Source organism: Microlunatus sp. M237 (assembly GCF_056896895.1).
Genome location: NZ_JBXHBL010000001.1, coordinates 923,688 through 946,397, shown reverse-complemented (window position 1 = coordinate 946,397; position 22,710 = coordinate 923,688). Strand labels below are relative to the sequence as shown.

25 protein-coding genes and 1 tRNA gene are annotated in these 22,710 nt (G+C 67.6%); 12 read left to right on the top strand and 14 right to left on the bottom strand.

Annotated elements, in window-relative coordinates; translation table 11 throughout:
• Window positions 1–38 precede the first annotated feature (38 nt).
• Both AC1XX3_RS04500 and AC1XX3_RS04495 read right to left on the bottom strand, forming a co-directional pair.
• Complete coding sequence (locus tag AC1XX3_RS04500; RefSeq protein WP_483319873.1) at window positions 39–854, bottom strand: SDR family oxidoreductase; 816 nt, start codon at window positions 852–854, stop codon at window positions 39–41.
• Window positions 855–952: 98 nt separating this feature from the next.
• Window positions 953–1,504 carry a hypothetical protein gene (locus AC1XX3_RS04495; RefSeq protein ID WP_483319872.1) on the bottom strand — a complete coding sequence of 184 codons (552 nt, stop codon included), beginning with the start codon at window positions 1,502–1,504 and terminating at the stop codon, window positions 953–955.
• 121 nt (window positions 1,505–1,625) lie between these two features.
• Between AC1XX3_RS04495 and AC1XX3_RS04490 the strand changes: the two genes are divergently transcribed.
• A complete protein-coding gene (locus tag AC1XX3_RS04490; protein WP_483319871.1) occupies window positions 1,626–2,069 on the top strand; it encodes a hypothetical protein in 444 nt (147 codons plus the stop codon).
• On the opposite strand, the gene AC1XX3_RS04485 is transcribed toward AC1XX3_RS04490, so the two are convergent.
• Both AC1XX3_RS04485 and AC1XX3_RS04480 read right to left on the bottom strand, forming a co-directional pair.
• Window positions 2,060–2,824: a polyamine aminopropyltransferase gene (locus AC1XX3_RS04485; protein WP_483319870.1), complete on the bottom strand. Its 765-nt coding sequence runs from the start codon at window positions 2,822–2,824 to the stop codon at window positions 2,060–2,062. The two genes, AC1XX3_RS04490 and AC1XX3_RS04485, sit on opposite strands and share 10 nt — an antisense overlap.
• Window positions 2,825–2,917: 93 nt before the next feature.
• Window positions 2,918–3,823 (bottom strand): manganese catalase, encoded by a 906-nt coding sequence (locus AC1XX3_RS04480; protein WP_483319869.1) that lies wholly within the window; start codon window positions 3,821–3,823, stop codon window positions 2,918–2,920.
• 400 nt (window positions 3,824–4,223) lie between these two features.
• Here AC1XX3_RS04480 and AC1XX3_RS04475 point away from each other — a divergent pair, with 400 nt between their 5' ends.
• A complete protein-coding gene (locus AC1XX3_RS04475) occupies window positions 4,224–4,685 on the top strand; it encodes a DUF3817 domain-containing protein (RefSeq protein ID WP_483319868.1) in 462 nt (153 codons plus the stop codon).
• Window positions 4,686–4,688: 3 nt separating this feature from the next.
• Here the strand turns inward: AC1XX3_RS04475 and AC1XX3_RS04470 are convergent, their stop codons facing one another.
• Together AC1XX3_RS04470 and AC1XX3_RS04465 are read right to left on the bottom strand one after the other, a co-directional pair.
• Entirely contained in the window at window positions 4,689–6,158 is a 1,470-nt protein-coding gene (locus AC1XX3_RS04470) for an MFS transporter (protein WP_483319867.1), read from the bottom strand.
• 113 nt (window positions 6,159–6,271) lie between these two features.
• The gene (locus AC1XX3_RS04465; RefSeq protein WP_483319866.1) at window positions 6,272–7,318 is read right to left on the bottom strand and encodes an aldo/keto reductase; all 1,047 of its coding nucleotides are present in this window, start codon (window positions 7,316–7,318) and stop codon (window positions 6,272–6,274) included.
• A gap of 66 nt (window positions 7,319–7,384) precedes the next feature.
• Here AC1XX3_RS04465 and pdxR point away from each other — a divergent pair, with 66 nt between their 5' ends.
• Window positions 7,385–8,797, top strand: coding sequence for a MocR-like pyridoxine biosynthesis transcription factor PdxR (pdxR, locus tag AC1XX3_RS04460; protein ID WP_483319865.1), 1,413 nt, complete (start codon window positions 7,385–7,387; stop codon window positions 8,795–8,797).
• A 41-nt stretch (window positions 8,798–8,838) separates the two neighbouring features.
• Here the strand turns inward: pdxR and AC1XX3_RS04455 are convergent, their stop codons facing one another.
• Window positions 8,839–9,114: a hypothetical protein gene (locus AC1XX3_RS04455; RefSeq protein WP_483319864.1), complete on the bottom strand. Its 276-nt coding sequence runs from the start codon at window positions 9,112–9,114 to the stop codon at window positions 8,839–8,841.
• 99 nt (window positions 9,115–9,213) lie between these two features.
• Here AC1XX3_RS04455 and AC1XX3_RS04450 point away from each other — a divergent pair, with 99 nt between their 5' ends.
• The 4 genes from AC1XX3_RS04450 to AC1XX3_RS04435 all read left to right on the top strand — a co-directional run bounded on the left by AC1XX3_RS04450 (window position 9,214) and on the right by AC1XX3_RS04435 (window position 11,821).
• The gene (locus AC1XX3_RS04450) at window positions 9,214–10,200 is read left to right on the top strand and encodes an alpha/beta hydrolase family protein (protein WP_483319863.1); all 987 of its coding nucleotides are present in this window, start codon (window positions 9,214–9,216) and stop codon (window positions 10,198–10,200) included.
• Window positions 10,201–10,379: 179 nt separating this feature from the next.
• Window positions 10,380–10,452, top strand: a tRNA-Lys gene (locus AC1XX3_RS04445).
• Window positions 10,453–11,048: 596 nt separating this feature from the next.
• Window positions 11,049–11,198 (top strand): hypothetical protein, encoded by a 150-nt coding sequence (locus AC1XX3_RS04440; RefSeq protein WP_483319862.1) that lies wholly within the window; start codon window positions 11,049–11,051, stop codon window positions 11,196–11,198.
• Window positions 11,195–11,821 (top strand): TIGR03086 family metal-binding protein, encoded by a 627-nt coding sequence (locus AC1XX3_RS04435; protein WP_483319861.1) that lies wholly within the window; start codon window positions 11,195–11,197, stop codon window positions 11,819–11,821. Before AC1XX3_RS04440 ends, AC1XX3_RS04435 begins: the two co-directional genes overlap by 4 nt.
• A 496-nt stretch (window positions 11,822–12,317) precedes the next feature.
• On the opposite strand, the gene AC1XX3_RS04430 is transcribed toward AC1XX3_RS04435, so the two are convergent.
• From AC1XX3_RS04430 to AC1XX3_RS04420, 3 genes are all read right to left on the bottom strand, one after another.
• Complete coding sequence (locus AC1XX3_RS04430; RefSeq protein WP_483319860.1) at window positions 12,318–13,175, bottom strand: class I SAM-dependent methyltransferase; 858 nt, start codon at window positions 13,173–13,175, stop codon at window positions 12,318–12,320.
• A gap of 77 nt (window positions 13,176–13,252) precedes the next feature.
• Window positions 13,253–14,230 carry an NAD(P)/FAD-dependent oxidoreductase gene (locus AC1XX3_RS04425; RefSeq protein ID WP_483319859.1) on the bottom strand — a complete coding sequence of 326 codons (978 nt, stop codon included), beginning with the start codon at window positions 14,228–14,230 and terminating at the stop codon, window positions 13,253–13,255.
• A 77-nt stretch (window positions 14,231–14,307) separates the two neighbouring features.
• A complete protein-coding gene (locus AC1XX3_RS04420) occupies window positions 14,308–14,904 on the bottom strand; it encodes a helix-turn-helix domain-containing protein (RefSeq protein WP_483319858.1) in 597 nt (198 codons plus the stop codon).
• A 524-nt stretch (window positions 14,905–15,428) separates the two neighbouring features.
• Here AC1XX3_RS04420 and AC1XX3_RS04415 point away from each other — a divergent pair.
• Together AC1XX3_RS04415 and AC1XX3_RS04410 are read left to right on the top strand one after the other, a co-directional pair.
• Complete coding sequence (locus AC1XX3_RS04415) at window positions 15,429–16,010, top strand: dihydrofolate reductase family protein (protein WP_483319857.1); 582 nt, start codon at window positions 15,429–15,431, stop codon at window positions 16,008–16,010.
• Window positions 16,011–16,145: 135 nt separating this feature from the next.
• Window positions 16,146–16,706 (top strand): dihydrofolate reductase family protein, encoded by a 561-nt coding sequence (locus tag AC1XX3_RS04410; RefSeq protein WP_483319856.1) that lies wholly within the window; start codon window positions 16,146–16,148, stop codon window positions 16,704–16,706.
• A 9-nt stretch (window positions 16,707–16,715) separates the two neighbouring features.
• Here AC1XX3_RS04410 and merB read toward each other — a convergent pair whose 3' ends face one another.
• A complete protein-coding gene (merB, locus tag AC1XX3_RS04405; RefSeq protein WP_483319855.1) occupies window positions 16,716–17,375 on the bottom strand; it encodes an organomercurial lyase in 660 nt (219 codons plus the stop codon).
• A 193-nt stretch (window positions 17,376–17,568) separates the two neighbouring features.
• Here merB and AC1XX3_RS04400 point away from each other — a divergent pair, with 193 nt between their 5' ends.
• Window positions 17,569–17,985: a restriction system modified-DNA reader domain-containing protein gene (locus tag AC1XX3_RS04400; protein WP_483319854.1), complete on the top strand. Its 417-nt coding sequence runs from the start codon at window positions 17,569–17,571 to the stop codon at window positions 17,983–17,985.
• A 41-nt stretch (window positions 17,986–18,026) separates the two neighbouring features.
• Here AC1XX3_RS04400 and AC1XX3_RS04395 read toward each other — a convergent pair whose 3' ends face one another.
• From AC1XX3_RS04395 to AC1XX3_RS04385, 3 genes are all read right to left on the bottom strand, one after another.
• Complete coding sequence (locus AC1XX3_RS04395) at window positions 18,027–18,518, bottom strand: hypothetical protein (protein ID WP_483319853.1); 492 nt, start codon at window positions 18,516–18,518, stop codon at window positions 18,027–18,029.
• Between the two features lie 780 nt (window positions 18,519–19,298).
• Window positions 19,299–19,994, bottom strand: a complete 696-nt coding sequence (locus AC1XX3_RS04390) for an alpha/beta hydrolase (RefSeq protein ID WP_483319852.1) — start codon at window positions 19,992–19,994, stop codon at window positions 19,299–19,301.
• Between the two features lie 25 nt (window positions 19,995–20,019).
• Window positions 20,020–21,018, bottom strand: coding sequence for a hypothetical protein (locus tag AC1XX3_RS04385; protein ID WP_483319851.1), 999 nt, complete (start codon window positions 21,016–21,018; stop codon window positions 20,020–20,022).
• Between the two features lie 121 nt (window positions 21,019–21,139).
• On the opposite strand from AC1XX3_RS04385, the gene AC1XX3_RS04380 reads away from it, so the two are divergent.
• Both AC1XX3_RS04380 and AC1XX3_RS04375 read left to right on the top strand, forming a co-directional pair.
• On the top strand, window positions 21,140–21,505 hold the full coding sequence (locus AC1XX3_RS04380) for an ArsR/SmtB family transcription factor (RefSeq protein ID WP_483319850.1): 366 nt from the start codon (window positions 21,140–21,142) through the stop codon (window positions 21,503–21,505).
• The gene (locus tag AC1XX3_RS04375) at window positions 21,486–22,694 is read left to right on the top strand and encodes an SRPBCC domain-containing protein (protein ID WP_483319849.1); all 1,209 of its coding nucleotides are present in this window, start codon (window positions 21,486–21,488) and stop codon (window positions 22,692–22,694) included. The genes AC1XX3_RS04380 and AC1XX3_RS04375 overlap by 20 nt, the downstream gene beginning before the upstream one ends.
• The last annotated feature ends 16 nt before the right edge of the window (window positions 22,695–22,710 follow it).

Below are 22,710 nucleotides of genomic sequence, written 5' to 3'. Positions count from 1 at the left end.
GTGACCCGGCCGGTGCATCCGGCCGGGTCCTGCACGGGCTAGACCTGACGCCAGGCGTCGGACTCAAGGTGCGAGCCGGCCTGCGGCCCCATCTGCAGCATTCCGCCGTCCACCGCCCACGACGCGCCGGTGACATAGCCGGCCGCCGGCGAGGCGAGGAACGCGATCACCGCTGCCACCTCGCGGGCGTCTCCCGGGCGACCCAGCGGGACTCCGGGCCGCGGCTGAGCGGTCGGGTCCTCGTCCGTCTGTCCGGTCATCGGGGTGGAGATCTCACCCGGTGCGACTGAGTTGGCGGTGATGCCGTACTGGCCCAGCTCGAGAGCCATCGTCTTGACCAGGCCGCCGAGGCCGTGTTTGGCCGCGTCGTACGCGCTGGAGCCGACCCGTGGCTGGTGCTCGTGGACACTGGTCACCGCGATCAGCCGGCCGCCATGCCCGGCGCTCACCATGCGGCGAGCGGCCCGCTGCAGACAGACGAAGGCGCCGTCGAGGTCGGCGCTCACGATCTGGCGCCAGGTGTCGTAATCGAGGTCGACGAACAGCGTGCTGTCGCCGGTGCCGGCATTGTTGACGAAGACGTCGACCCCGCCGAGCTCCTCGGCCAGGGAGTCGATCACGTCGCCGCACGCGGGGGCGTCGGTGGTGTCGAGCTGCGCGACGACCGCCGTGCGCCCGTGGGTGCGAATCTCCGCCGCCGTCTCCTCCGCGCCGTCGGCGTCGCTGTGCCAGGTCAGTCCGACGTCCATCCCCGCCTTGGCCAGGGCGACGGCCGTGGCACGGCCGATGCCCGAGTCGCCGGCGGTGACGATCGCGGTACGGGGGGCGAAGGACGGGTTGGTGTTGACGCTCATGTTTGCTCCTTGGATCGAGACGCCGAAGGACCGGGCTCACGCTGCGGGCCCGGTCCTTCGGATGACGGCGTTGCCGGCTCAGTGACGTCGCTCAGGCGTCACTTCGCCAGCGGGTTGAACTTGGCGGCGATGCCGCGCTTCACCGGCTCGGGCCGCTGCTGCTCACCTGCGAAGGCGCTGATGACGACCAGCGCACCGGTGAGAGCCGGAATGGCCCACTGCAGCAGCCGGAGCTGGTTCTGAGCGGCCGCCACGTCGTCGGGCGTCCGGCTGCTGGGCTCGGTGCCGGACTCCGCGGGGACACCGCCGGCCTCCGACACCCGCTTGCCGAGCACCCGGCTGTAGCCGGTGACGCCCAGGGCGAGACAGCTGACCACGGTCTTGGTGACCGCCATCGGGGCAACACCCTTCTGCGCGGCCACCCGGTCGGCGTTGCCCTTGAGCTGGCCGATGGAGCCGAACACGTAAGCGCCGATCGCGGCGGCGTTGACTGGCGTCCAGGCGTCCCAGCCGGCGTTGGTGACGGCGCCGGTGCTGGTCTGGTCAGTGGTGTGGGCCGCCGCGCGGTTCAGCGCCACGGCGTTGGCCAGGGTGCCTCCGAACCAGGCGGACAGTCCCACGTCGTGCAGTGCGCGTGAAAAGACGTTCACGTTCTCTCCTTGGAATCTGGGGTCGTCTTGGGTCAGGCTTCGGTCGAGGTTGGTTCGCTGGCTGGGTACCCGTCGCCTCTGGTGACAAACATCCTCGGCGCTGGATCGGTAGAGTCACTCCATGACCGCCACTCGACCGATCGGATACTGGCTCAAGCTCGTCGACCGGCTCATCGACGAACGGTTCGATGCCATCGTGGAGGAGCACGGCGTGACGCGCCGGCAGTGGCAGCTGATGAACCTGCTGCTCAGTGAACCCGCCGGCCGCGACCAGCTCGAGTCCGCCATCGCCCCGTTCGTGATCGCCGACGAGCCCGAGTCGACGCTCGACCAGTTGACCGAGCTGGTGGACAGCGGCTGGGTGAGCTTGGTCGGTGATAGCTACGCGCTCACCGAGCGCGGTCGCACCTCGTTCGGCCGGCTCGGGGAGGTGGTCGGGCGAACCCGGACCGTCGTGGCCGAGGGGATCACCGACCAGGAGTACGCCGCAACCGTCGGCGTGCTCGAGCGGATGGCTCGCAACCTCGGCTGGGACGATCCGACCGCGACCACGTCTCATCTCTGAGCGGTGCTTCCTGGAGCGGTGCTTCCAGGATCGGTGCTCTCTGGCTCGGTCGTGGCGACGTAGACGGTGTTGGTCGACGGTGCACCCGTGTAGTGGTTGGGAAAGGCGACCACATGCGCCTGCGGTGCGACGAAGACCTGGCCCATCGTCTGCAGGAAGCCGGCGTCGGGTGGGTCGTCGGACCACAAGGCGAAGGCGCCACCAGGGTGCAGCCGGGCGGCCAAGCGGCTGAGGCCCTCGGCGGTGTAGAACGCCGCATGGCTGGGGTGCAACAGATGATGCGGGGTGTGGTCGATGTCAAGGAGCACCGCGTGCCAGCGCTCAGGTGCCTCGCCGCCGAGCCCGTCGGCGGCCACCGTGGCGAAGAAGTCTCCTTCCACCAGGTGGCACCGGGGGTCCGCGGTCAGTTCGGTGGAGTGGGGCAGCAGGCCCTGTTCGTGCCAGTCGATCACGGCAGCCAGGGCATCGACGACGTACAGCGATCCGATCCGCGGGTCTTCCAGCGCCGTCCTGGCGGTGTAGCCCAGACCGAGACCGCCGACCACCACGTCCACCGGCCCGGGCGCGGTCAAAGCCGCCAGCCCCAGCCGGGCCAGCTGCTCCTCGGCTTCGGTGAACAGGCTGGACATCAAGAACTCCTCGCCCAGGCGCACCTCATAGACGTCGACGCCGAGGGAGAGCTCGAGCCGCCGTCGCAGGCTGATCTCACCCATCGGGGTCTGCCGCCAGTCGAGCTCGGCGAATCCTGCTGCCATCTGCATCCTCCATCACCGGTGCGGTCGGGATCAGCCTATTGCCCGACCCGACCGCATCGGTGTCCTACGGTGTCGGTCAGCGACCGGCGGTGCTCACTTGCCCATCGCGTCCTTGATCTTGGCCGTGCCCTTCTCCATCAGGTTAGGCAGCTGGGTGGTGCCGTACAGCCGCGGGTCCGGCGTCGGCGTACCCGGCATCGGGGCGGTCGTGGTGGGACCGTCGTGGTAGGAGAACTCGCCGTGGCCGTCCGGCGTCGGACCGCTGGCCCAGCTGCCCTCGGCGGCCGCTGCGCCGTCGGAGAAGTTGAGGTACTGGTAGCTGACCTTGCGCTCCTCCTTGTTCAGCGGGAAGTTGCTCGGCACCGGCAACGACTCCTGACCTTCGGCCTGCAGCTCGGCAATGGCTGCCGTCCACTGGTTCTGGTGCATGGTGTCGCGAGCCAGCAGGAAGGAGAGCAGATCCTGGACGCCCTTGTCGTCTGTCATGTGATAGAGCCGGGCGACCTGGAGGCGTCCCTGCATCTCGGCGTTGGCGTTGGCCGTGAAGTCGGCCATCAGGTTGCCGCTCGCGGTGATGTAGCTGCCCTGCCACGGGTTGCCGTTGCTGTCGACGGGCCGCGCACCGGCGCCGGCGACAATCGCGTGCTGGATGTCGGTCCCACCGATGACCGCGGCCATCACCGGGTCGGACTTCACCGCAGCCTCGGTGTCGGTGGCCGGGGCCTTCTCCAACAGCTGACCGATCATGATCGCCAGCATCTCGACGTGGCCGAACTCCTCGGCGCCGATCCCGAACAGCAGGTCACGATACTTGCCGGGGATCTTGACGTTCCAGGCCTGGAACCCGTACTGCATCGCGACACTGATCTCGCCGTACTGCCCGCCCAGGACCTCCTGGAGCTTGCGGGCGAAGAGTGGGTCGGAGTGGTCTGGCGTGGACTTGTATTGAAGTTCCTGTTTGTGAAAAAACCTGCGGATCTCCTTTTCGAGGCGGTCCACTGAAAATCGCTGATCCCGGCGGGGTGGGGCGTTGGATCGGGGCCGGCCGAAACGGCCCCTCGGAGATTCCGGCTGAGTGCGTCAGCGGCCGCGGGGTGGGCTAGCTGGTGTCGTAGGACGGGGGCCGCCGGTGAGCGTGCGTTCGCGCGTGACATGAGTGTGATTCGTTTCGAGGGTTCCTTCGAGCGGGCTTCTCGCTTGTCGTCGACGTCGCAACACCAAGATCATCTTGAGAGGATGTGGCAGATCGCAGCACTCAAGGCAGTTCATGATCATCTTCGTGGAGGGCAGGAGGCCAAGACCACTCGATCGGGTCTCGGACTGTTTCAGGAGTTGGTCTGGGCGACGCAGCCTGGGACACTGGTGACCCTGTTTCGACCCGTTGCCGAAGGAAGTTCCCGTGTCACCGCGCACCTTGTTCCGCACAACCGCCATCGCCGAGGCCGTCACCTGGACGCTCCTGCTGCTGGGCATGGTCTTGAAGTACGTGACGCACACCACCGAGCTGGGAGTGCGGATCGGCGGCGGCGTTCACGGGTTCGTGTTCCTGGTCTACGTCGTGGTCGGCGTCTTCAGCGCGGTCAACCATCGGTGGCCGGCAAAGACCACGGCACTGGTGATCGCGTCGGCCGTCATCCCGTACGCCACCATCTGGGTGGAGCGACACCTCGACGCGCAGGGACGGTTGGCGGGCGGGTGGCGCCTCGCCGCCGGCGGAGAGCAGCCGGTCGGCCCGCTCGAGCGGTTGCAGGCGTGGATGCTGCGCCACCTGGGCGCAGCCGCGGTCGCCGCTGTCTTGGTGGTCGTGGTGGTCTTCGCCGTGCTGCTGTCGCTCGGTCCGCCCACGCAGTGGTTCAACTGAGTCCTACTGCTGTGCGGTGCGGCTCGTGGGCGGCGGCTGCGTCCGCGGTGAGGGACGTGTGCGCCGGACGAACAGGTCGATGAGCCCGAGGACGAGCGACACAGCGACGAACGCGACGGTGGTGCGCAGGCTCAGCGAGAGTGCGGCCGCATAGTCGCCGCGGGTGCTGGCGATGGTGGTGAAGAACTGGGCCAGGACCAGCGCCACCCCGATCGCGGATCCGACCCGTTGCGCGGTCTGCAGCATGCCGCCCCCGGAGCCGGCTTGGGCCGGGTCGACCTCGGCCAGCGTCAGGGTGACGTTGGGAGAGACCACCAACCCGCCGCCGAAGCCGGCGAGCAGGAGGGCCGGTGCGAGCTTGATGCCCACGGAGCCGTCAAGGTGGGGGACCAGCAGGTCGATGGCGATCAGTCCGACGGTGACGCCGACCAGGCCGAGCACGACGAGCAACCGGCCGTAGTACTGGACCAGGCGCCCGCCCAGCCAGGCGGCGACCGCCGACCCGATCGCGAACGGCAGCTGAGTTGCGCCGGCTTCGAGGGCCGAATAGCCCAGGCCGACCTGCAGATACAAGGTGATGATCAGGAAGATCGAGGTGAAACCGGCGAAGTAGAACGTACCCAGCGCGACGCCGGCCACGTAGGAGCGGACGCGCAGCAGACCGAGATCGATCAGCGTCTCACGGCCCCGGCTGCTCTCGCGGCGCTCCCAGAAGAAGAAGGCGGCCAGCAGGATCAGCGAGGGGATCAGCAGCCACCAGGGGCGGCTGCGGAGTGACTCGCCCTGCTGGCCCTCGACCAGCGGGAACAAGATCAGCAGCAGGGCGACGGCGAACAGCAGCACCCCGACCAGGTCGAGCGACTGCTGCCGGCTCCCGCTGGCTGTGGGCAGGAACCGCGGAGCAAGGAACAGCAGCACGATCCCGACGGGAACGTTGACGTAGAACACGAGCCGCCAGCCGAAGTCGTCACCCCCGAGGTTGACCAGCAGGCCACCGAGCAGCGGGCCGATCGCGGTGGAGATGCCGATTGAGGCGCCGAACAGTCCGAAGGCCCGGCCGCGCTCCCGCCCGGTGAACAGGTTCTGGATGAAGCCCGAGACCTGCGGCGCGATCATGCCGCCGCCCAGTCCCTGGGTGACCCGGGCGAGTGACAACCAGCTGGGCGCTGGGGCGGCACCCGCGGCCGCGCTCGACAAGGTGAACAGAGCCACGCCGACCATGAAGATGACCCGTCGGCTGCGCGCGTCGCCGAGCCGGCCGGCCGGTACGAGGATGACGCCGAAGGCGAGGGCGTAGCCTGCGACGATCCACTGGATGTCACTGTCATCAGCGCCGAGGCCGGTCCGGATGGTGGGGAGCGCGACGTTGACGATGCTGACGTCCAGGAGGGTCATGGCTCCGGCGATGAGGCACACCCACAGCGCCCGCCAGCGGGCCGGATCGGCAGCAGACTCGGGTTGGCTCTCGGTCACCTCACCAACGTAGTCGACTCCTGTGAAAACTCTTAGAGCGAAGTGGTCGCTTCTCAGGAAGGCGGGAGTGTGGTGATAGCGACGGCGATCTGCGCGACGTCATCGTGCGTGGCTCATGGGGTGTCCAACATATCCAGTTGCTCGTCGGTCAGCTTGACGTCAAGGGTGCCCAGCGCCTCGTCCACCTGGGCGACCGAACTGGCTCCGAAGACCGGGATCAGCTGTGCTCGTCGCTCCGGCAGGTCGGAGAGGCGGCTGCGGTCACTGCCGGCCCGATAGACCACGTTGCTGCGCGGTCCTTGCAGATGCCAGGCCATGATCACCTGGTTGGCGGTGGCGCCTTGGTCGTGCGCGATCGCATGGGCGATCCGCAACCGCTCGACGCTGCCCGGATGATCGTACGGTGGCCGGATCGGCAACCACGGCCGGGCAATCTGCCCGCCCTGCTGCGGTGAGTACGTCATGATCGTCAGCTCGGGATGATCGGCGGCGTAGTCGATCGCCTCCGGGGTCACCAGGGTGTTCTCCTCGGTCCCCGGCTTCGGCCAGTAGACCGAGTGCTCCTGCTGCCAGGCGCCGAACTCCGGGCGGCCGTGGCCGATGCTGTGGGCTCGGGCAACTGCCAGCCGCCAGGTGGCGGTGTTCGAGATACCGGGGACCGCGACCAGGCCTTCCTCGACGAGGGCAGAGAACGTGTCGGCGATCTCGGTGATGTCGCGGTGCCGGTCGTCCACGTGACCGTAGTAGACGCCCAGCCGCTCCAGCCCCAGTCGGTGCAGGCTCTCGGTGATCTCGCGCCGGACGACCTCCGGGGCCAAGCCCTCGTAGTTGGTCGGCGGCTCACCCGACAGCGGCCGGGCCGGGTCCAGCTTCCCTGCGCCGGATTTGGTGGCGACCACCACCTCGTCGGCGACCTTGCGGCTGGCGATCCAGCGCCCGAGCAGGCGCTCGCTGTCCCCGGTCCGGGTGCCGAGGCTCCCCTCGGTCCAGGCGCCGTAGTTGTTGGCCGTGTCGAAGAACCGGCCGCCGCCCTCGTAGAAGCGATCGAGGATGCCAAACGACGTCGTCTCATCCTCCCTGACGCCGAGCATCATGACGCCGAGACAAAGGGCGCTCACCTCGAGATCGGTCGTGCCACTGTGCAAGATTCTGGTTTCCATGCCCGCTAACGTAGGGCGTAATTGGTCCGGAGTCCTCGGCCAATCAAGACGGGAGATTCCAGACCAATGTCACAGTCGACGCCCGGCCGAGCTGTCTTGGCCGATGGACTTGTGCTGGACCTGGGTGACACTGCCGGGCCGCTGACTAGACGCGTGGGCGCCGCGCTCCGCGATGCGATCCGGGACGGCCGCCTGCCCGCCGGGATCGCGCTGCCGCCCAGTCGTGTCCTGGCCGCCGAGCTCGGTTGTTCCCGGTGGGTGGTGACCGAGGCGTACGGCCAGCTCGTTGCTGAGGGCTACCTGGCCGCCACCACCGGGTCCGCCACTCGCGTCCGTCGACTCCGGCAGGCAGCGGCGGCGCCCACCCCGCCGCACCGTGCCGTCCAACGACGGCCGCCGCACGATCTGTCCCCCGGCGTACCCGACCTCGCGGCGTTCCCGCGGACGCGGTGGGTCGACGCCTACCGGCGGGCCGTGATGGGGCTGCAGAACGACCTGCTCACCGGACGCTCCTTGCTGGCCACTACGGCGGCAAGGGTGACGCTGACCGACTATCTTCGCCGGACCCGCCAGGTCCGGGAAGACCCGACGCAACTGAGCCTCAGCACCGGTGCCGCGGCGGCAACCGGTTGGCTGGCCCGACTGTTGGTCGAACTGGGCCATCGCCGAGTCGCGGTCGAAGATCCGTCCTGGGCCGGCTTGCGGGATGCTGCGCGACGGGCCGGTCTCGAGCTGGTCCCCGTCCCGGTCGATGATCAAGGGCTCTGCGTCGAGCAGCTGGATCGGCACCGCGACGTCCGGGCAGTGATCACCACTCCGGCGCATCAGTTCCCGATGGGAGTAGCGCTGGCAGCCGAACGACGGCTCCGGCTGATCGACTGGGCCGATCGGGTCGACGGCTTGATCATCGAGGACGACTACGACGCTGAGTTCCGCTACGACCGTCGCCCGGTGTCCAGTCTGCAAGGAATGTCACCGGATCGGGTCGCTCTGGTCGGGTCGGTGTCGAAGTCGCTCAGCCCGGCGGTGGAGCTGGGCTGGGTGATTGTGCCGCAATGGTTGCTTCGGAGCATTCTCTCCAACGACCTTGATCGAGGAGTCGGGCCTTCGACGTTCACGGTCGAGGCGTTCGCCACCATGATCACCAGCGGGGACTACGAGCGACATCTACGGGCCATGCGGTCCCGATACCGCCGCCGCAGGCAGGCCGTGGTGGAGGCGATCACCGAGCTGCTGCCCGAATGCAGAGTGTCCGGAATGGCGGCCGGGCTCCACCTGATGTTGCAGCTGCCGCCGGGTGTCGATTCCGCGGCCGTAGTCCGCCGCGCGGGTTCGAGAGGCGTCGGCATAGTCGATGCGGCCCGCTATCGCCTCCAGCCGGCGAACGAGCCTGCACTGGTCCTTGGCTACGGAAACCTCCGGGACGGATCCGAACGACAAGCGATCACGCTGCTGGCCTCCGCCATCCGCAGACGCTGACACCACGAGTGAAAGAACGACCGCCGAGGCCAAGGTGCAGCTCAACGTCTATCTGCTGCCGGTGCTGGTTCGGCAGAGCCCGACCAGCGCCACGACGTCACCCGAGGCCGGGTGACGCCTGCGCATGGTGTTCCATTCTCGAAGGTCTCCGGACACGCATAGCCGTGGCTTCGGAAGCCTTCAGCCACGGCCGCGACCTCGGCCCGGGTGAACAGATGCTCTTCGGCGAAGACGTCAACCATGGTGCCGTCGCGGCGCAGCGCCGCCCCGATCAGCGCGGCCAGCGTGGACTTTCCCACCCCAGCTGAGCCAGCCATGGTGATCCAACAACCGAGCACGATCGCAATCTCACCACGACGTGAGCCTCGCCTGTGTCTGGGCCCAGATGAGTTACGCATTCCGACTACGCTGCGGGAATGCGCGTGGGCTTCGCCGAGGGCGTTTCGTCCGACCCGCGCCGACTGAACTGGGGCGGGACCGGCCGGCGGCCATTGCGATGGTCGGCTTGGTATCCGACAGCCGAGCTCGGTCCGCTCGTCGGCGAAGCGCATCCCTGGTTCCGCAGCGACCCGGTCATCCCGGGCGCCAAGCTGCTGAAACGCGGCGAGCCGTCGCCCCTCGTCCTGCTGTCCCACGGCACCGGGGGCGTGGCGCACGGGCTTGGCTGGCTCGCCACCCGGCTCGCCCGCAAGGGCTACGTCGTGCTCGGAGTCGACCACCACGGCAACACCGGCAGCGAGCCCTACTGCGCGGAGGGGTTCCTCTGCCTGTGGGAACGCGCCCGTGACCTCAGCGCTCTGCTCGACGACCCGAGCTGGCGCACGGCACTGCGCGGGCCGATTCAAGACGACGCCTACGTCGCCGGCTTCTCTGCCGGGGCATACACGGCGATGCTCGCGATCGGAGCTCGGGTCGCGTACAGCCAGTTCGAAGCCCGAAATCCGGAGCAGAGCCCAGTGAGGGGACCACGAGAATTCCCCGACCTCGCTGACCGAATCCCTCACCTGTTGCGGACAAGTCCGGCTTTCGCGGCAGCCTGGGAACGTCGTAGTGACTCCTACCTCGATGACCGGATCAAAGCTGCCCTCATCCTCGCGCCGGGGCGTTCGGTGCGCGGTCTCGCAGCTGCCAGTCTGGCAGGGGTTCGAAGGCCCACCCGGATCGCTGTCGGCGGCGCGGACACGATCGCACCCGCTCCGGAATGCTCACAGTGGCTGCACCAGCGGCTACCGGGCAGCCAGCTCCGCATCGTCCATCCGAACGCCGGCCACTATGTGTTCCTGCCCGAACCAACACCGTTGGGGGCTCACGAGGCGCCGGAGGTGTTCAGCGACCCCGCCGACGTCACCCGGTCAGCAGTTCACGACAACATCGCCGACTTGGCGTGCGCTCTCTTCGGCTAGGTACTCGAGGCGGCACCAGATCGCCGACGGCGAGACCTGCGCTGGGTAGCGGGCGGCCCCGGCTCCTCAGTCGAGGGATCTCCCCGCCATCTGCCATGATGGTCCCCGGGCAGATTGGGCCACGCCGGTTGTCCCTAGGGGTCTCCCTAGGGTCGTTCCGACGAAAGTGCCGATGTCTGGGGCCTCTAGCTCAATTGGCAGAGCAGCGGACTTTTAATCCGCGGGTTGTGGGTTCGAGTCCCACGGGGCCCACAAGGGCGGTTGGTCAGCGCGATTGGGAACCGGTGCCAGACCCTCAGAGCGGTGACTGGGGACGCACGTAGGAGTCCAGCGCGCGAGGTTGCCGGCGGTTCGCCGCGCACGCGCCGGAAGGCCTCGCCGTTACTGCGGTCCCGCCAGCCACGCTCGAGTGGCCAACTCCGGCAGGTCGAACCGAGCGGCTGAGCTTCCCAGTGGCGTAGCCACGAGCGGTACTCGTCCAACGTCGACGGTGACCGGGCCCCGCAGATGGCCGTGGTTGGAGGCACGCCGTCTGTGATGGCGCTGCGCCCTCTCGGAACGTTGGGTGGTGGTGGCCGATGAGTTCGGCCTCGTAGCTCGGTCTGCATGAGCATGAGGATCCCCACGGTGAGGCGGGTTCGCCGCAACGGGTGCGCTGGTGACCGGGAGACGATTGTTCGACTTCACCCATGGTTGGGAGGGCCGGCATCCCCGCCTTCGCGCCGGCGTTCGTGTCACGCACCAGACCCCCTATGGCTGGGGTTACCTGCGAGGCGCAGTTCACGTTCGCGACCGAAAGCGTCGCCAGCGCCATCCACCAGGCTCAGAGGGTCGCCGGGGAGAGGGCAGTGGCTGTCGCGAGCGCCGACATTGCCGAACAGTGCCTCACCCTCGGCCTACTCGACGCCATCGTGGTCGACCGCGTGCCGGTCCTGCCGAACGCTCCCGTTGTCGAGGGCAACGGCGTCACCCACCTCACCTATCAAGTCTTGGAGTGACCGTCACCCGGTCAACCAGCCGAAACCGACCAGGAGCACCGATGACACCCGACCAAGACCCCGCAGATGAGTACCGCGAACTCGCCGGCCGCTTCACTGCGCTGGTGGAGGATGTGCGCAGCGACACGGACTGGGAGCAGCCCGCCCCGCCCTCTGGGTGGACGGCCCGCGACGTCGTCCGCCACCTCATCGAGTGGTTCCCATCCTTTCTTCAGCAAGGCTCAGGAATCAGCCTGCCCACCGGACCAGATGTCGAGGAGGATCCTGTTGGCGCCTGGCGCACCTTCAGTGCGGGCGTTCAGGCTGTTCTGGACGATCCGGCCACACGGGAGAAGGTCTTCTCTCACCCGCAGACCGGAGATCTGCCGCTGTCGCAGGCGATCTCCCGCTTCTTCGCCGCCGACGTTTTCATGCACAGCTGGGATCTGGCACGGGCGACCGGTCAGGATGACACCCTCGACCCCGAGCGCTGCGCGATGATGCTCGCCGGCATGGAGTCCTTCGACGAGGTCCTGCGGGCCAGCGGCCAATACGGCCCACGCGTCCACGTGCCCGACGACGCGGACCCACAGACCCGGCTCCTCGCCTTCATCGGCCGCGACCCGCACCAACAACCACGCTAGAGGGCGGGGCGAGACCATGAGCACGCGAAGCCAGAGCTGACCCCTGCGTGCCCAGCACTGCAGTCGTGAGCAGCGCCGTGTCTGGTAGGTACTGACAATGACAGCCCACCTTTTTCGGTTGAGCAGGTCCCTGAGCGACTGCAGCAGTCGGGTGTCGTCTTGCAGGCGAGACCGAATCGCCACCGAATAGAGGCAAGTTGCCTGGCGCCCGAAGAAGAGCGCCGACAATTTGCCACTCCTGACGAAGAAGATCATGGCCGCAGACTCACGGCTGGCATCCGCTTCCACGGTGCCGGTTGCAGCTGGGTGGTTGTAAATCCCGCATCGTGTCATGCGGCAACGGTGTCGCGGTTGCAGTGAGGCCAGGCGCTCGACCCCTGTTGCGGCCCGGGCGCTGATGGCGTGCAGCACGCTGCTCGACAGCTGCCGCGGGCTCGAGGCACTTGCGAACGGAGGAATGTTGTCAGGATCGTCTCCAGTCCGTGTCGCGAGTTTCCTAGCACTCGCTGACAGTTCGCCGCGACTGCGTCGGCGGAGAACCACTCGCTGGGTCCTCGGTGGTGTCGTTGCTGACGCGGGCGGCCCAGACGGTTCGGGTGGTGCGCGCGGCAAGGTCAGGGCGACGCAGGATGCTGCCGGGTGAGGTGGGGTCGAGGAGCCGGTCCAAGGCGGCGAGGTCGTCGACTGGCAGGTGTTGTGCGGCTGCGCGACGGAGGCCTTGGAGGACGGTGAGTGCGTAGGGCGCGACGGCGTCGCTCTGGGTGGTGCTGACCTCTGCGTCGATGGTGAGCTTGTCCTCGAGGACGAGGCCGGCTGCGGTCAGTGTGGGTCCCCAGTCGGCTCCGCGGTGCGGCAGCTGAGCAGCCAGCAGGTGCTGGGTCGCGGCGTGGCAGCGTTCTTCCAGCCCGGGGCGTTCTTCGGGCGCGTTGGGCGGCAGGAACCGGGGGAGTCCGGAGAGCTCGACGACGACCAGCAGCCCGTCTGCCCGAAGAAGGTCCCGGACGGTACGAAGGGCCCGGTCGGGGTCGGCCAGGTGGTGGACGGAGGCCGACGCCCACACCAGGTCAGGGGTGCCGAGGTCGGGCCAGGTTGTCGAGTTGAGATCGGCCTGGACGATGCGGACCCGGTGGCCGAGGCCTTCGAAGCGGGCGCGTGCCTGAAGGAGGTCCAGATGGTCCGCCGACGAGTCGACGGCGGTGACGTGGGCGTGCGGGAACCGGCGAAGCAGGGCGAAGGTGCCGGCCCCGGTCCCAGCCCCGAGGTCCACGATCTCTGTTGGCGCCGGACCCACTGGTAGCCAGGCGGTGATGGCCGCGGTGTGCCTGGCGAAAACCTCGGTGTCCAGGTCAAGCACTCGAACTTGGTCGATTCCCCGTCCGTGGTGGGAGGGCTGGTGGAGGGTCGGGTCGTTTGGCTGGTTCATGGCGGCGGTCACCGCTCTCCCAGTTGTGCGAACACGAACTCGCCGACCATCGCCGACGCTGCGGCGAGTCCGCTGGCTGCAGAGTTGACTACCTGAGCCATTGGCTCGCTGGTGTTGCCGGCGATCCGCACCCCCGGTACGTCGGTGCTGCCGTTCGGTCCGGTTTCGATGCGGGTTGCGACGGTGTGTCCGTTGACGGCGAAGTCGGTGGGGACGAGACCGAGGGGGGCGAGGAAGTCGGCGCGAGCATGCACGACTGTCGCGACGACCAGTGCATCGATGGTGACGCGGGCGCCGTCGGCGAGCCGGACGCCGGTGAGGTGGTCGTGGTCGCTGAGCACTTCCGCCACCGTTCCGGAGACGATGGAGACGCCGCGTCGGGTCAGGTCGTCGGCCTGCTCGGCCGTGGGTGGCGCGGCGTGCGTGAAGAGGGTCACCTGTGGGGTGAGGAGGCGGAACATCATGGCCTGGTGGATGGCCATCGGGCCGGTGGCGAGTACACCCACGTGTTGGTCGCGCACCTCATAGCCGTGGCAGAACCCGCAGTGCAGGACGTCTCGGCCCCACCGCTCGGCCAGGCCGGTCACCTCGGGCAGCTCGTCCCAGGCGCCCGAGGCGACGATCACCCGGCCGGCACTGACCGTGCTCTGGTCCTGCAGCTCCAGCGTGAACGCGCCGAGCTTGCCACGGACAGCCCGTACGGTCCCCGCGACGAACTCACCACCGAACCGAGCGACTTCAGTCCGCCCGATGCGATACAACTCCGCGGGTGACGCGCCGTCGCGAGTCAGCAGATTGTGGACGTGACCCGCCTGGGCGTTGCGCGGGCTGCCCTGGTCAACCACCACAACTGAACGCCTGAACCGAGCCAGCGCGACCGCGGCGCTAAGCCCTGCAGCCCCACCCCCGATCACGGCGACGTCATAGGAAGCTCGCGACGGTGACCGGTCGACGTACTGGTCGGGGGCGATGGTTTCAGCAGGCATACCCCTATGGTTCGCCAGGTCATGCTGTTTATCCAAGGGCTCTTGCGCAAACCGCAAGAAGTCGTTCTGCGGCGGTTCTAGTCCTCAGGAGTCGTCGAGTGGCGGTGGGCCTGCTCGCCGCTGGCGTCGAACATGGTCAAGATCTCCAGCTCGGCGTCCTCGGTGCCGATGGAGTGAGGGGTCATCGTGTCGAACTCGGCGGCCTGACCCTCCTCGACCGTGATCCTGCGCTGGCCCAGGTGCAGCAGTGCCGTTCCGGACAGCACCATGAACCACTCGCGGCCCGGATGCACCGCCAGGTATCCGGGCCCGTGGCGGCGTTGACCGGTGATGCGCATCTTGGCCACCAGCGACCTGCCTGGCTGCGGTGACTCTCGGGACAGCGCCCAGGTAGTCAAACCCGGCTCCTGATGCGAGACGGGACGAATGACCACGTCATCGTCCTGGTCAGATGCGACAAGGTGGTCGATGGTCGTCCCCAACGCGCGAGCCAGCAACACCAGCTGCTCGAGCCCGATGCTGCGTTGTCCGGTCTCGATGCGGCTCAGCGTGGATGGACTCAGCTCACAGCGAGCCGCCAACGCATCCAGACTCCACCCCCGAGCCTGGCGCAACCCGCGAATGCGTTGCCGCACCACCTCCGACAGACCTACGCCAGGATCCTTCGAACTCATTCCGACAACCTATCCTCCGAAAATCGCCTGACCCCGTGCCGCAGCTGCAGTAGCGGCACACACCTCGGAAGCCCTCTGCGGCGCTACCGAAGTCCGTAGGGCGTATCGACCCTGGTTCGTCTCGGTCGACTTCCGCGGGAGGGCGACGACCCGCATGGCTCCACCGGAGCTGGGACAAGCTCCGTGACCGCCACGGGTTCGCTCCAGCGGGCACGCCGAGGTCGTCGGCGAGCGATTGACCCATCGTCGACAGGCGATTGGCACGGGGCGCTCCGCAAGCAAGACTCCTGAGGTCAGCAGCTCTCACGGTCGGCGGAAAGCACGATGAATGGCTCAGCCACCAGCTGCAGAAACGGAGGAGGACCCGTACTGATCTCAGCCAACGCGTTCGTCACCCTCGACGGCGCGCTGCAAGCACCCGGAGAATCTGAGGAAAGTTCCAGTTGGCTCCGGCGAGCCAGCGCCGTGCTTCTCGGCCGAAGGGCCCTCGAGCTTCCACCAACTACGGGAAAGGAGCCACTACGGTGGCCAAACTCGTCTCCACCCTGTTCATCTCGGCCGACGGCATACCCGAGATCGACATCGACTGGCACCTGCCGTACTTCGACGAGCACATGGGCCGAGCGGTGAGCGAGGACTACGACTCCAGTGACGTCCTGCTCATCGGCCGCAAGACGTACGACAGCTTCGCGGGAGCCTGGCCGGACCGCGAGGCCGCAGGCGAGGATGACGCGCCCTTCGCACGACAGCTGGGCGACCTGCGCAAGATCGTGGTCAGCCGCCAACCGCTGGAGTTCACCTGGCGGAACTCCGAGCTGATCGACGGCGACCTCATCCCAGCCGTCACCACGCTCAAGGCCGACCCGGACGTGACCTGTGTCCTCGTTCCCGGATCGATCTCGGTCGTTCAGCAGCTCCTCGCCGCCGGACTGGTCGACGAGCTCCACCTCCTCGTGCACCCGGTGGCCGCCCGCAAGGGCCGGCGTCTCTTCGACGACGGTGACGAGCCCTACCACTTCACCCTGACCGCGACCGAGGTGTTCCCGACCGGGGTGATTCGGGTCATCTACGCACCAACCCCCGCAGCCCACCGGCCGGCGTCCTGAGCCGCGGGTTCAACGACGGTGAGCATGGCTGCCTCGGCCACGCCGAGCGCGAGGTGACCATCGCGCAGGCACCTTCCATCTCGTGGCCGCTGTGCCGATCAACCTAGTCCTCACCTACCGAGAGGTTCTCCAGCCATGAGCGCCCGCGTGATAGCCCAGCAGTGGATGTCCCTGGACGGCTTCGCCGCGGGGACGAGCGGCGAAGAAGAGATCTTCGCTGCGGTCACCGACGAAGCAGACCAAGCGAGCATGCAGTACAACCAGCGGTTCCTCCCGTCCGTGACCGAGGTGCTGCTCGGCCGCCACACCTACGAGTCCTTCGTGACTGTCTGGCCCTTCGCCGACCTGCCCGTCGCCGAACACGTCAACACCCTGCCCAAGGTCGTGTTCTCCCGATCGCTCAGACACGCGCCCTGGGAGGGGTTCGAGCCTGCCCAGGTGGTCACCGATGCGGTGGCCTACGTCGGCCGCCGCCGGGACGAGGTCGACGGGACGCTCCTCATCTGGGGCTCACTTCACCTGATGGCGTCCCTGCTGAGCGCTCAGCTGGTTGACGAGCTTGACCTCTGGGTCGCGCCGGTGGCGTTAGGCGCTGGTACCCACCTGCTGCCGCCGGGACTCCACCTCGACCTCACGCTGGTCGACTTCCAAACCTGGTCCTCAGTCGTCCACCTGCGCTACCGGCTCCACGCCTGATCGCGCCTGTCACAGGCCCCAGAATGACCCCGACAGGCCAACACCGCGTAGGTAGTCCGCTGCCCGGACCGGGTCCCGGCGCCGGTAGCCGCGCGCGAGCCGGCCGTCGTACCAGTGTGCGGCCAAGCGCCAGAGCGTGGGCAGGTCCATGACGTATCCCCGCGGCAGCTCGTGCTGTGTCAGCCAGGCCTCGACGCACGTCTCGGAGCAGAAGATCCGCTGGTGGTCGCAGGTGTAGCGGACGTCCTGCCACATCCGAGCGGCGGGAACGAGGAAGTGCGCCACCTGCTCGCCCGCTGGGGGAGTCTCGAGACCTACGTTCCAGGCATGTGGGTGGGCGCACGCCGGGCACCGGGTGGAAACCAGGACAGGAGCCTGCTCGGGAAGCACGTGAGGCAACGCGAAGGAGTCCCAAGCGCAGCCACCCCAATACAAGGTGCTGGCGCCCATCACAGCGAAACCAAGGGGCACCCCGGAGAAGGGGTGCGCCATGACGACTTCGCCGTGCTCGTCGAGCACGAGGTGGCGCTCGCGGGCGAGCTCGGCCAGACCGGCGTGCACCAGGGTCGGCGTCAAGTTCAGGAGCTGGGCGATCGCGCCGGCCAGGGGCGGTCGTCCGGTCTCGGCGAATTCGTTGTACACAGCCAGCCGCAGGTCCTCGAGCTCCACAGCGTCATCATCCACCCCTTCACGAGGGGAAGGCCAGACTGAGGCCGGCGAAGTGGGCGCTCCGCCACATGCGGCTACTGCCGACGCCCCAGCAATGCTGTCCGTCCGCGCTGGCCACCCGTGCCCAGCGGCGACATCTTCATTCCTCGATCTGCGCTAATCTCAAAGTTCGTCAGTACGCAGAGGAGACACGATGCGGACGATCAGCGTCGATGAGGACGTTTACGGCCTGCTTGAGAAGAACGCTCACGGCTTCCGGGAACCGAACGAGGTCCTTCGTATCCTCCTTGGCCTTGACAGCAAGAGAACTGTGCCCAACTCAGCGCCCCTGGCCCCGAGTGACTATGTCAGCGGCAGCCTCATGGAGCTCATCCACGCCGGTCTCATCTCGCCAGGAGACGTGTTGGCTCATCGCAAGGCCCGTGGCGACCGCGTCTACCGAGCAGTGGTGACGGCCGATGGATGGATCTCGACGCAGATCAAGCGGTACCAGTCGCCCTCGACCGCATTGAGCGAGCTCGTCGGTTCCAAGATCAACGGTTGGGGCGGCTGGGTTCATGAACCGTCGGGCAAGACGCTCCGAGAACTCCGCGACAGCTCGCTCAACTGAGGCTTCGGCGACGCGGCTGCGTACGCCCGCAGCACGGTCGGCTACTGCCTGCGTAGCCCGCGAGCGATGAGTCGCAGCAGTCGCACGCGGCGGTTCCATCGGTGGCGCTGCTTGACCGGCAGACCGAGGTTCGCCGACGCCTGATCAAGGCTGTCCTCCAGCAGTGCGTCGTGCAATGGCCGGAAGACCAGCGGCCAGGTGAGACGCGCGATGCCGCTGGTCCGCATCACCAGTGAGTGGCGCAGGAGCGTGCCCGGGGATCGCGGGATGACGACGTACTCGTGGTAACCGTGGAAGCCAGAAGGTCGTTCAAACTGGAAGCGAACGGTCGAGCCGGCGCTGTAGGCCTCGACCTGGTAGCGGATAGGCCCGTGACCCCCGCGCGCGCCGACGCCTAACGGTCGGTCGAGACGCAGGGCGGGCCATCGCCGCGCGGGCCACAGACGATCATCCGGGCCGCCAAGACTGTCGAGAAGCTGACCTACAGCTCCCGGGGGAGCTGCCAGCAGCCGCTCATGAGTGTTGACGACCACCTCTCAACCCTAGGCCAGGCTGCGACGCAATCGCAGGCGGACAGGACACTTCGACGAGCGATTCTCGACGTGCGACGGCAAGGTCGACTCACCGGGCGGCAAGAGCACCTGGTCTCTCGCCTCCACGGCGCTGGCACGCGGGCCAGTGGAGCCACGATGGTGAGGGCGGGGAAGTGCCATCCGGCCGGCGGCAGCGGACTCCGGCGCCAGAGTCGGTCTCATCGGACGAATCTGCGACCCATATCGATGTCCTGGGTCATCGAGGTACGCGTTAGCCGCCCCAGAAGTCGTCCTCGCGCTCATCGTCGGCGCCGTCGCAAGCGTCGCAGTTCTCACCTGCAAGGCACTCAACACTGCGAGGAGATGTGACTGCGTGCCCACGGCCGGTGGGGCCTGAGCCACCGCCTTGATACGTAGTTGGCGGGCGAGCACTATCGGCGTGGACGACCCTGGATGCAGGGCACGCGAACTACCTCACGGCGCTGTCGCCGTCCCTTTCTCGTCCTCTGCTCCGAGCCATGGCTACTTGCGTGAGCCAGTGGGTGATCAGTCGCAGCATTTGCACTCGGCGGCTCATCGCCGGGCTCCCTCGCCGACCGTCACCTTTTACGTCTCATCCATGCTCCGCACCACCGCAGCCCGTAACCGCGGTGAAGCAGCTCTTATCGACGTTCGAGCCGGAGAATCTTGATCCTGCTCCAATGCGGTGGCGTAGCTGTCGGCCTCACCCACCCATCACGAGTCACCACACTCCAGTCGATCCTTTGGCCCGTGGCGGGTTCAGCGGTCATATGCCCAGTCCACCATCAGCGGAAGCTCCGCCTGCCAGAACGGGTCGCCATGGTCGCCAATCCGTTCGGTCATCACGACGTCGGCATCGGCACTTCGCAACGCATCCGCCCAGCGGGTGGCGTTCTCAAGGAACCACGGCTCCTGCGTCCCGGCGACAAGATAGACGCGCGGAAGAGGGCTGGGCATCACGGCAGGCGGTTGATAGCCACCGCCGGGCGAGGCGCAGAAGATCGCGCCGTAGCGGCCGGGGTGCCGCAGGCCCATGGCGAGCGCGAGCTCTCCACTCGCCGACACGCCGCACACCGCAGTACGTTCAGCGGGCAGCGCGAGACCGAAGCGCGAACTTACCCAGCTGCGGACCTCGCCGACGAAGAAGCTCTCGTGGGCCGCGAACCGCTCCTCGTCGAACGACGGTGAGTATTCACGGATCCGCGCCATCTCGTCCTGGTCGTCAGTGTGGTACGCGCCGACGATCATGGTCGGCGGTACGTCGGCTGCCTCGAGAACGGGGCCCCACTGCGAGATCAGCTGGCCGTCACCGGCGAACACGACGAACTCAGCGGGAACCGGCGGCACGTACACCGTGACCTGGCGGCCGCCGTCATACGCCAACGTCTCCGTGACGAGTTCTCCCGCCATCGGATCAGCATGAGCCTGCTGGGGTCCGGGCTCGTCTGCAGTCATGCCCAGACGCTACGCCGAATCGGCGCTAGGAGATCTGCTGCTGCGGTTCAGGACATGACAGCTGCTCTCGCAGGCGCGTCACCGCGGCTCGGAAGGCGTCGCCTAGCGGGGCGTCGTCGAAGAGCTGTGAGCCGCTGAAGACCTGCAGCCCCCACGAGGGCACGGTGGCGTCGGCCAACTCGTGCAGCGGAGCCGGACCGTCGAGCGCGTCGCCGATCAGTTGCACGACTCGGTCGGCCGGAACGAACCCGGCGCTGGCCTCCAAGACCTCCCGGCCCCACGATGCCGGTCGGCCGCTCTTGGTGGCGTAGACCAATGGGGTGAAGACGTCGATGCTGGGGGCCAGCAGGTCGTAGTCCTGAGCGAACACCCGACGCAGCGCGCCCCCGTGCTCGTCCGGAGTCCATGGGCACATGTAGGCGCCGACCACGCAGTCGGGTAGGGCGTTGCGGATCAACGTGGCGTAGTGGGCGCCGAACTCGGCGACCCGGGCGCACTGGCGCGCGGTCCATGCCGTGGCGTGCACGGTGAGAATCTGGGCGGGGGACGCGTCGATGCCCGTCGCCGCGGCGAAGTCGGCCAGGCAGTCGACACAGAAGCAGCTTTCCTGCAGGTCCGGCTCGGGCGTCTCGAACCAACCGGCTCCGCTGAGGTAATCCAGCCACACCCCGGCCGGCTGGTACGTGCGCAGGCCAACCACCAAATGATCTTCGACCTCGGCCAGGAACTCGCGCTGGGACAGGCACACGCCTTGGACAAGATCGCCGTGCCGGACCGGGCGGCCATCCACACCGAGAGGGGTCAGCTCCGGACGGGCGTTCAGGTCTGCCCGAAACGTCGGGAACTCAACGCAGGCTCGGATCCCGTGGCGCTCGCATAGTTCGAAGGCGTCACCGTCGAAGCCATGGAACCAGGCGCTGTCGGCACCCAGGTCAGCGAAGCGGTCGGCATGCCGCAACGCGGACACCCCGTACGGTCCGAACATCGGGGCAACAGACGGTGACGGGAAAGCGGCGCTGGTCATGGGCTGATCGTAGTGGTCATGGACCGGGGCCTTGCCGGCCGCGATGCCGCTGCCGCGCTGGCGCCAGGTGCCGGCTGACCGAAAGACTTGATGTTTTCCCATATGGGAATATGATGTTGTCATGGCACGGGCAGCAACGACCTCGGACGCGTTCAACGCGATCGCCGAGCCCCAGCGGCGCAACATCCTGGTCCTCCTGAAGGGCGGCGAGCGCCCGGTGGGCGAAGTGGCGCGGGATCTGCAGATGACCCAACCGCAGGCGTCCAAGCATCTGCGGGTGCTTCGAGAAGTCGGACTGGTGCAGGTCCGCGAGGCAGGCAAGCAGCGGCTGTATGACCTGGATGCCCGTGGGCTGCGCCCGGTGCACGAGTGGCTGGGGGGTTTCGAGCAGTTCTGGAGCGAGAGCTTCGACCGACTGGACGACTACGTACGGGATCTGAGAGAGACATCACGAGAGGAGTCATCGGATGGCAACGACCAGGAGTGACAGCACGACCGACCCCGCGATCATGGAGCGCGAGGTCATGGTTTCTCGGCTCATCGGCGCACCTCGAGAGCTGGTGTTTGAGGCGTTCACCGATGTTCGGCACTTGGCGCAGTGGTGGGGACCGAACGGGTTCTCCACCACCACCCGATCCTTCGAGTTCCGTACCGGCGGAACGTGGGACTTCGTCATGCACGGACCGGACGGGACTGACTACCAGGAATGGATCACCTGGCGCGAGATCGTCCCACCAGAGCGGATCGCGCTGCTGCACGGCGAGTCCCGCGATGACCCCGACGCCTTCGAGTCGGTCCTGACGTTCGAGTCGGACGGCGACGCGACCAAGATCGTGATGCGCACGGTGTTCCCGACCAAGGAGCTCCGCGACCGGGCAGTGGAGATCTATCACGCAGTCGAGGGCGGCGAGCAGACCCTGGGCAATCTGGCGACCTACGTCGACGACCTCGCCACGACAGCCACCAGTCAGGTTGCTGATCGAGTGCCGGAAGAGCGGGGCACGTCACGCGTCCGCGTACACAACTTCTCGATCTCCCTCGACGGCTTCGGTGTCGGCGAAGGACAGCGACTGGAGGCGCCGTTCGGCCATGCCGGAGGTCGCCTCGTCGAGTGGGCGGTGCCGACCCGCACCTTCCAGCAGATGGGCTTTCACCAAGCGCAGGAAGGCACGAGGGGTATCGACGAGGCCTTCGCGGGCCGGTGGGCCGGTGGCATCGGAGCGGAGATCATGGGACGTAACAAGTTCGCGCCGAAGGGCGGTCCGTGGCCCGACGACGAGTGGCGAGGTTGGTGGGGGAACAACCCGCCCTTCCACACCCCGGTGGTCGTCCTCACCCATCACCCTCGCCCGCCACTGCAGCTGGACGGAGGCACCACCTTCCACTTCGTCGACGCGGAACCCGCCGAGGCACTCGAGCTGGCCCGCGGGCTGGCGAAAGGTCGCGACGTCCGCATCGGAGGCGGCGCCTCGACGGTCCGACAGTTCCTGCAGGCAGACCTGATCGACGAGATGCACATCGTCGTCGTACCGATCTTCCTCGGCCGGGGTGAACGCCTCTGGGACGGTCTGGAGGGACTCGAGCAGCGCTTCGGAATCGAAGCAGTGACCTCACCGAGTGGAGTCATCCACCTGACCTTCGCGCGACGTCACCGCGACACTGATCCCCAGGGCTGACCGCGCCGGTCGCCTC

What these genes read in the sequence shown, in the direction of transcription:
- AC1XX3_RS04465 (WP_483319866.1), bottom strand. Translation starts at nt 7,318, where the DNA reads ATGGAAACCAGAATCTTGCACAGTGGCACGACCGATCTCGAGGTGAGC.
- AC1XX3_RS04450 (WP_483319863.1), top strand. Translation starts at nt 9,214, where the DNA reads ATGCGCGTGGGCTTCGCCGAGGGCGTTTCGTCCGACCCGCGCCGACTG.
- AC1XX3_RS04420 (WP_483319858.1), bottom strand. Translation starts at nt 14,904, where the DNA reads ATGAGTTCGAAGGATCCTGGCGTAGGTCTGTCGGAGGTGGTGCGGCAA.
- AC1XX3_RS04490 (WP_483319871.1), top strand. Translation starts at nt 1,626, where the DNA reads ATGACCGCCACTCGACCGATCGGATACTGGCTCAAGCTCGTCGACCGG.
- AC1XX3_RS04500 (WP_483319873.1), bottom strand. Translation starts at nt 854, where the DNA reads ATGAGCGTCAACACCAACCCGTCCTTCGCCCCCCGTACCGCGATCGTC.
- AC1XX3_RS04385 (WP_483319851.1), bottom strand. Translation starts at nt 21,018, where the DNA reads ATGACCAGCGCCGCTTTCCCGTCACCGTCTGTTGCCCCGATGTTCGGA.
- AC1XX3_RS04485 (WP_483319870.1), bottom strand. Translation starts at nt 2,824, where the DNA reads ATGGCAGCAGGATTCGCCGAGCTCGACTGGCGGCAGACCCCGATGGGT.
- pdxR (WP_483319865.1), top strand. Translation starts at nt 7,385, where the DNA reads ATGTCACAGTCGACGCCCGGCCGAGCTGTCTTGGCCGATGGACTTGTG.
- AC1XX3_RS04455 (WP_483319864.1), bottom strand. Translation starts at nt 9,114, where the DNA reads ATGGCTGGCTCAGCTGGGGTGGGAAAGTCCACGCTGGCCGCGCTGATC.
- AC1XX3_RS04390 (WP_483319852.1), bottom strand. Translation starts at nt 19,994, where the DNA reads ATGACTGCAGACGAGCCCGGACCCCAGCAGGCTCATGCTGATCCGATG.
- AC1XX3_RS04410 (WP_483319856.1), top strand. Translation starts at nt 16,146, where the DNA reads ATGAGCGCCCGCGTGATAGCCCAGCAGTGGATGTCCCTGGACGGCTTC.
- AC1XX3_RS04400 (WP_483319854.1), top strand. Translation starts at nt 17,569, where the DNA reads ATGCGGACGATCAGCGTCGATGAGGACGTTTACGGCCTGCTTGAGAAG.
- AC1XX3_RS04375 (WP_483319849.1), top strand. Translation starts at nt 21,486, where the DNA reads ATGGCAACGACCAGGAGTGACAGCACGACCGACCCCGCGATCATGGAG.
- AC1XX3_RS04380 (WP_483319850.1), top strand. Translation starts at nt 21,140, where the DNA reads ATGGCACGGGCAGCAACGACCTCGGACGCGTTCAACGCGATCGCCGAG.
- AC1XX3_RS04425 (WP_483319859.1), bottom strand. Translation starts at nt 14,230, where the DNA reads ATGCCTGCTGAAACCATCGCCCCCGACCAGTACGTCGACCGGTCACCG.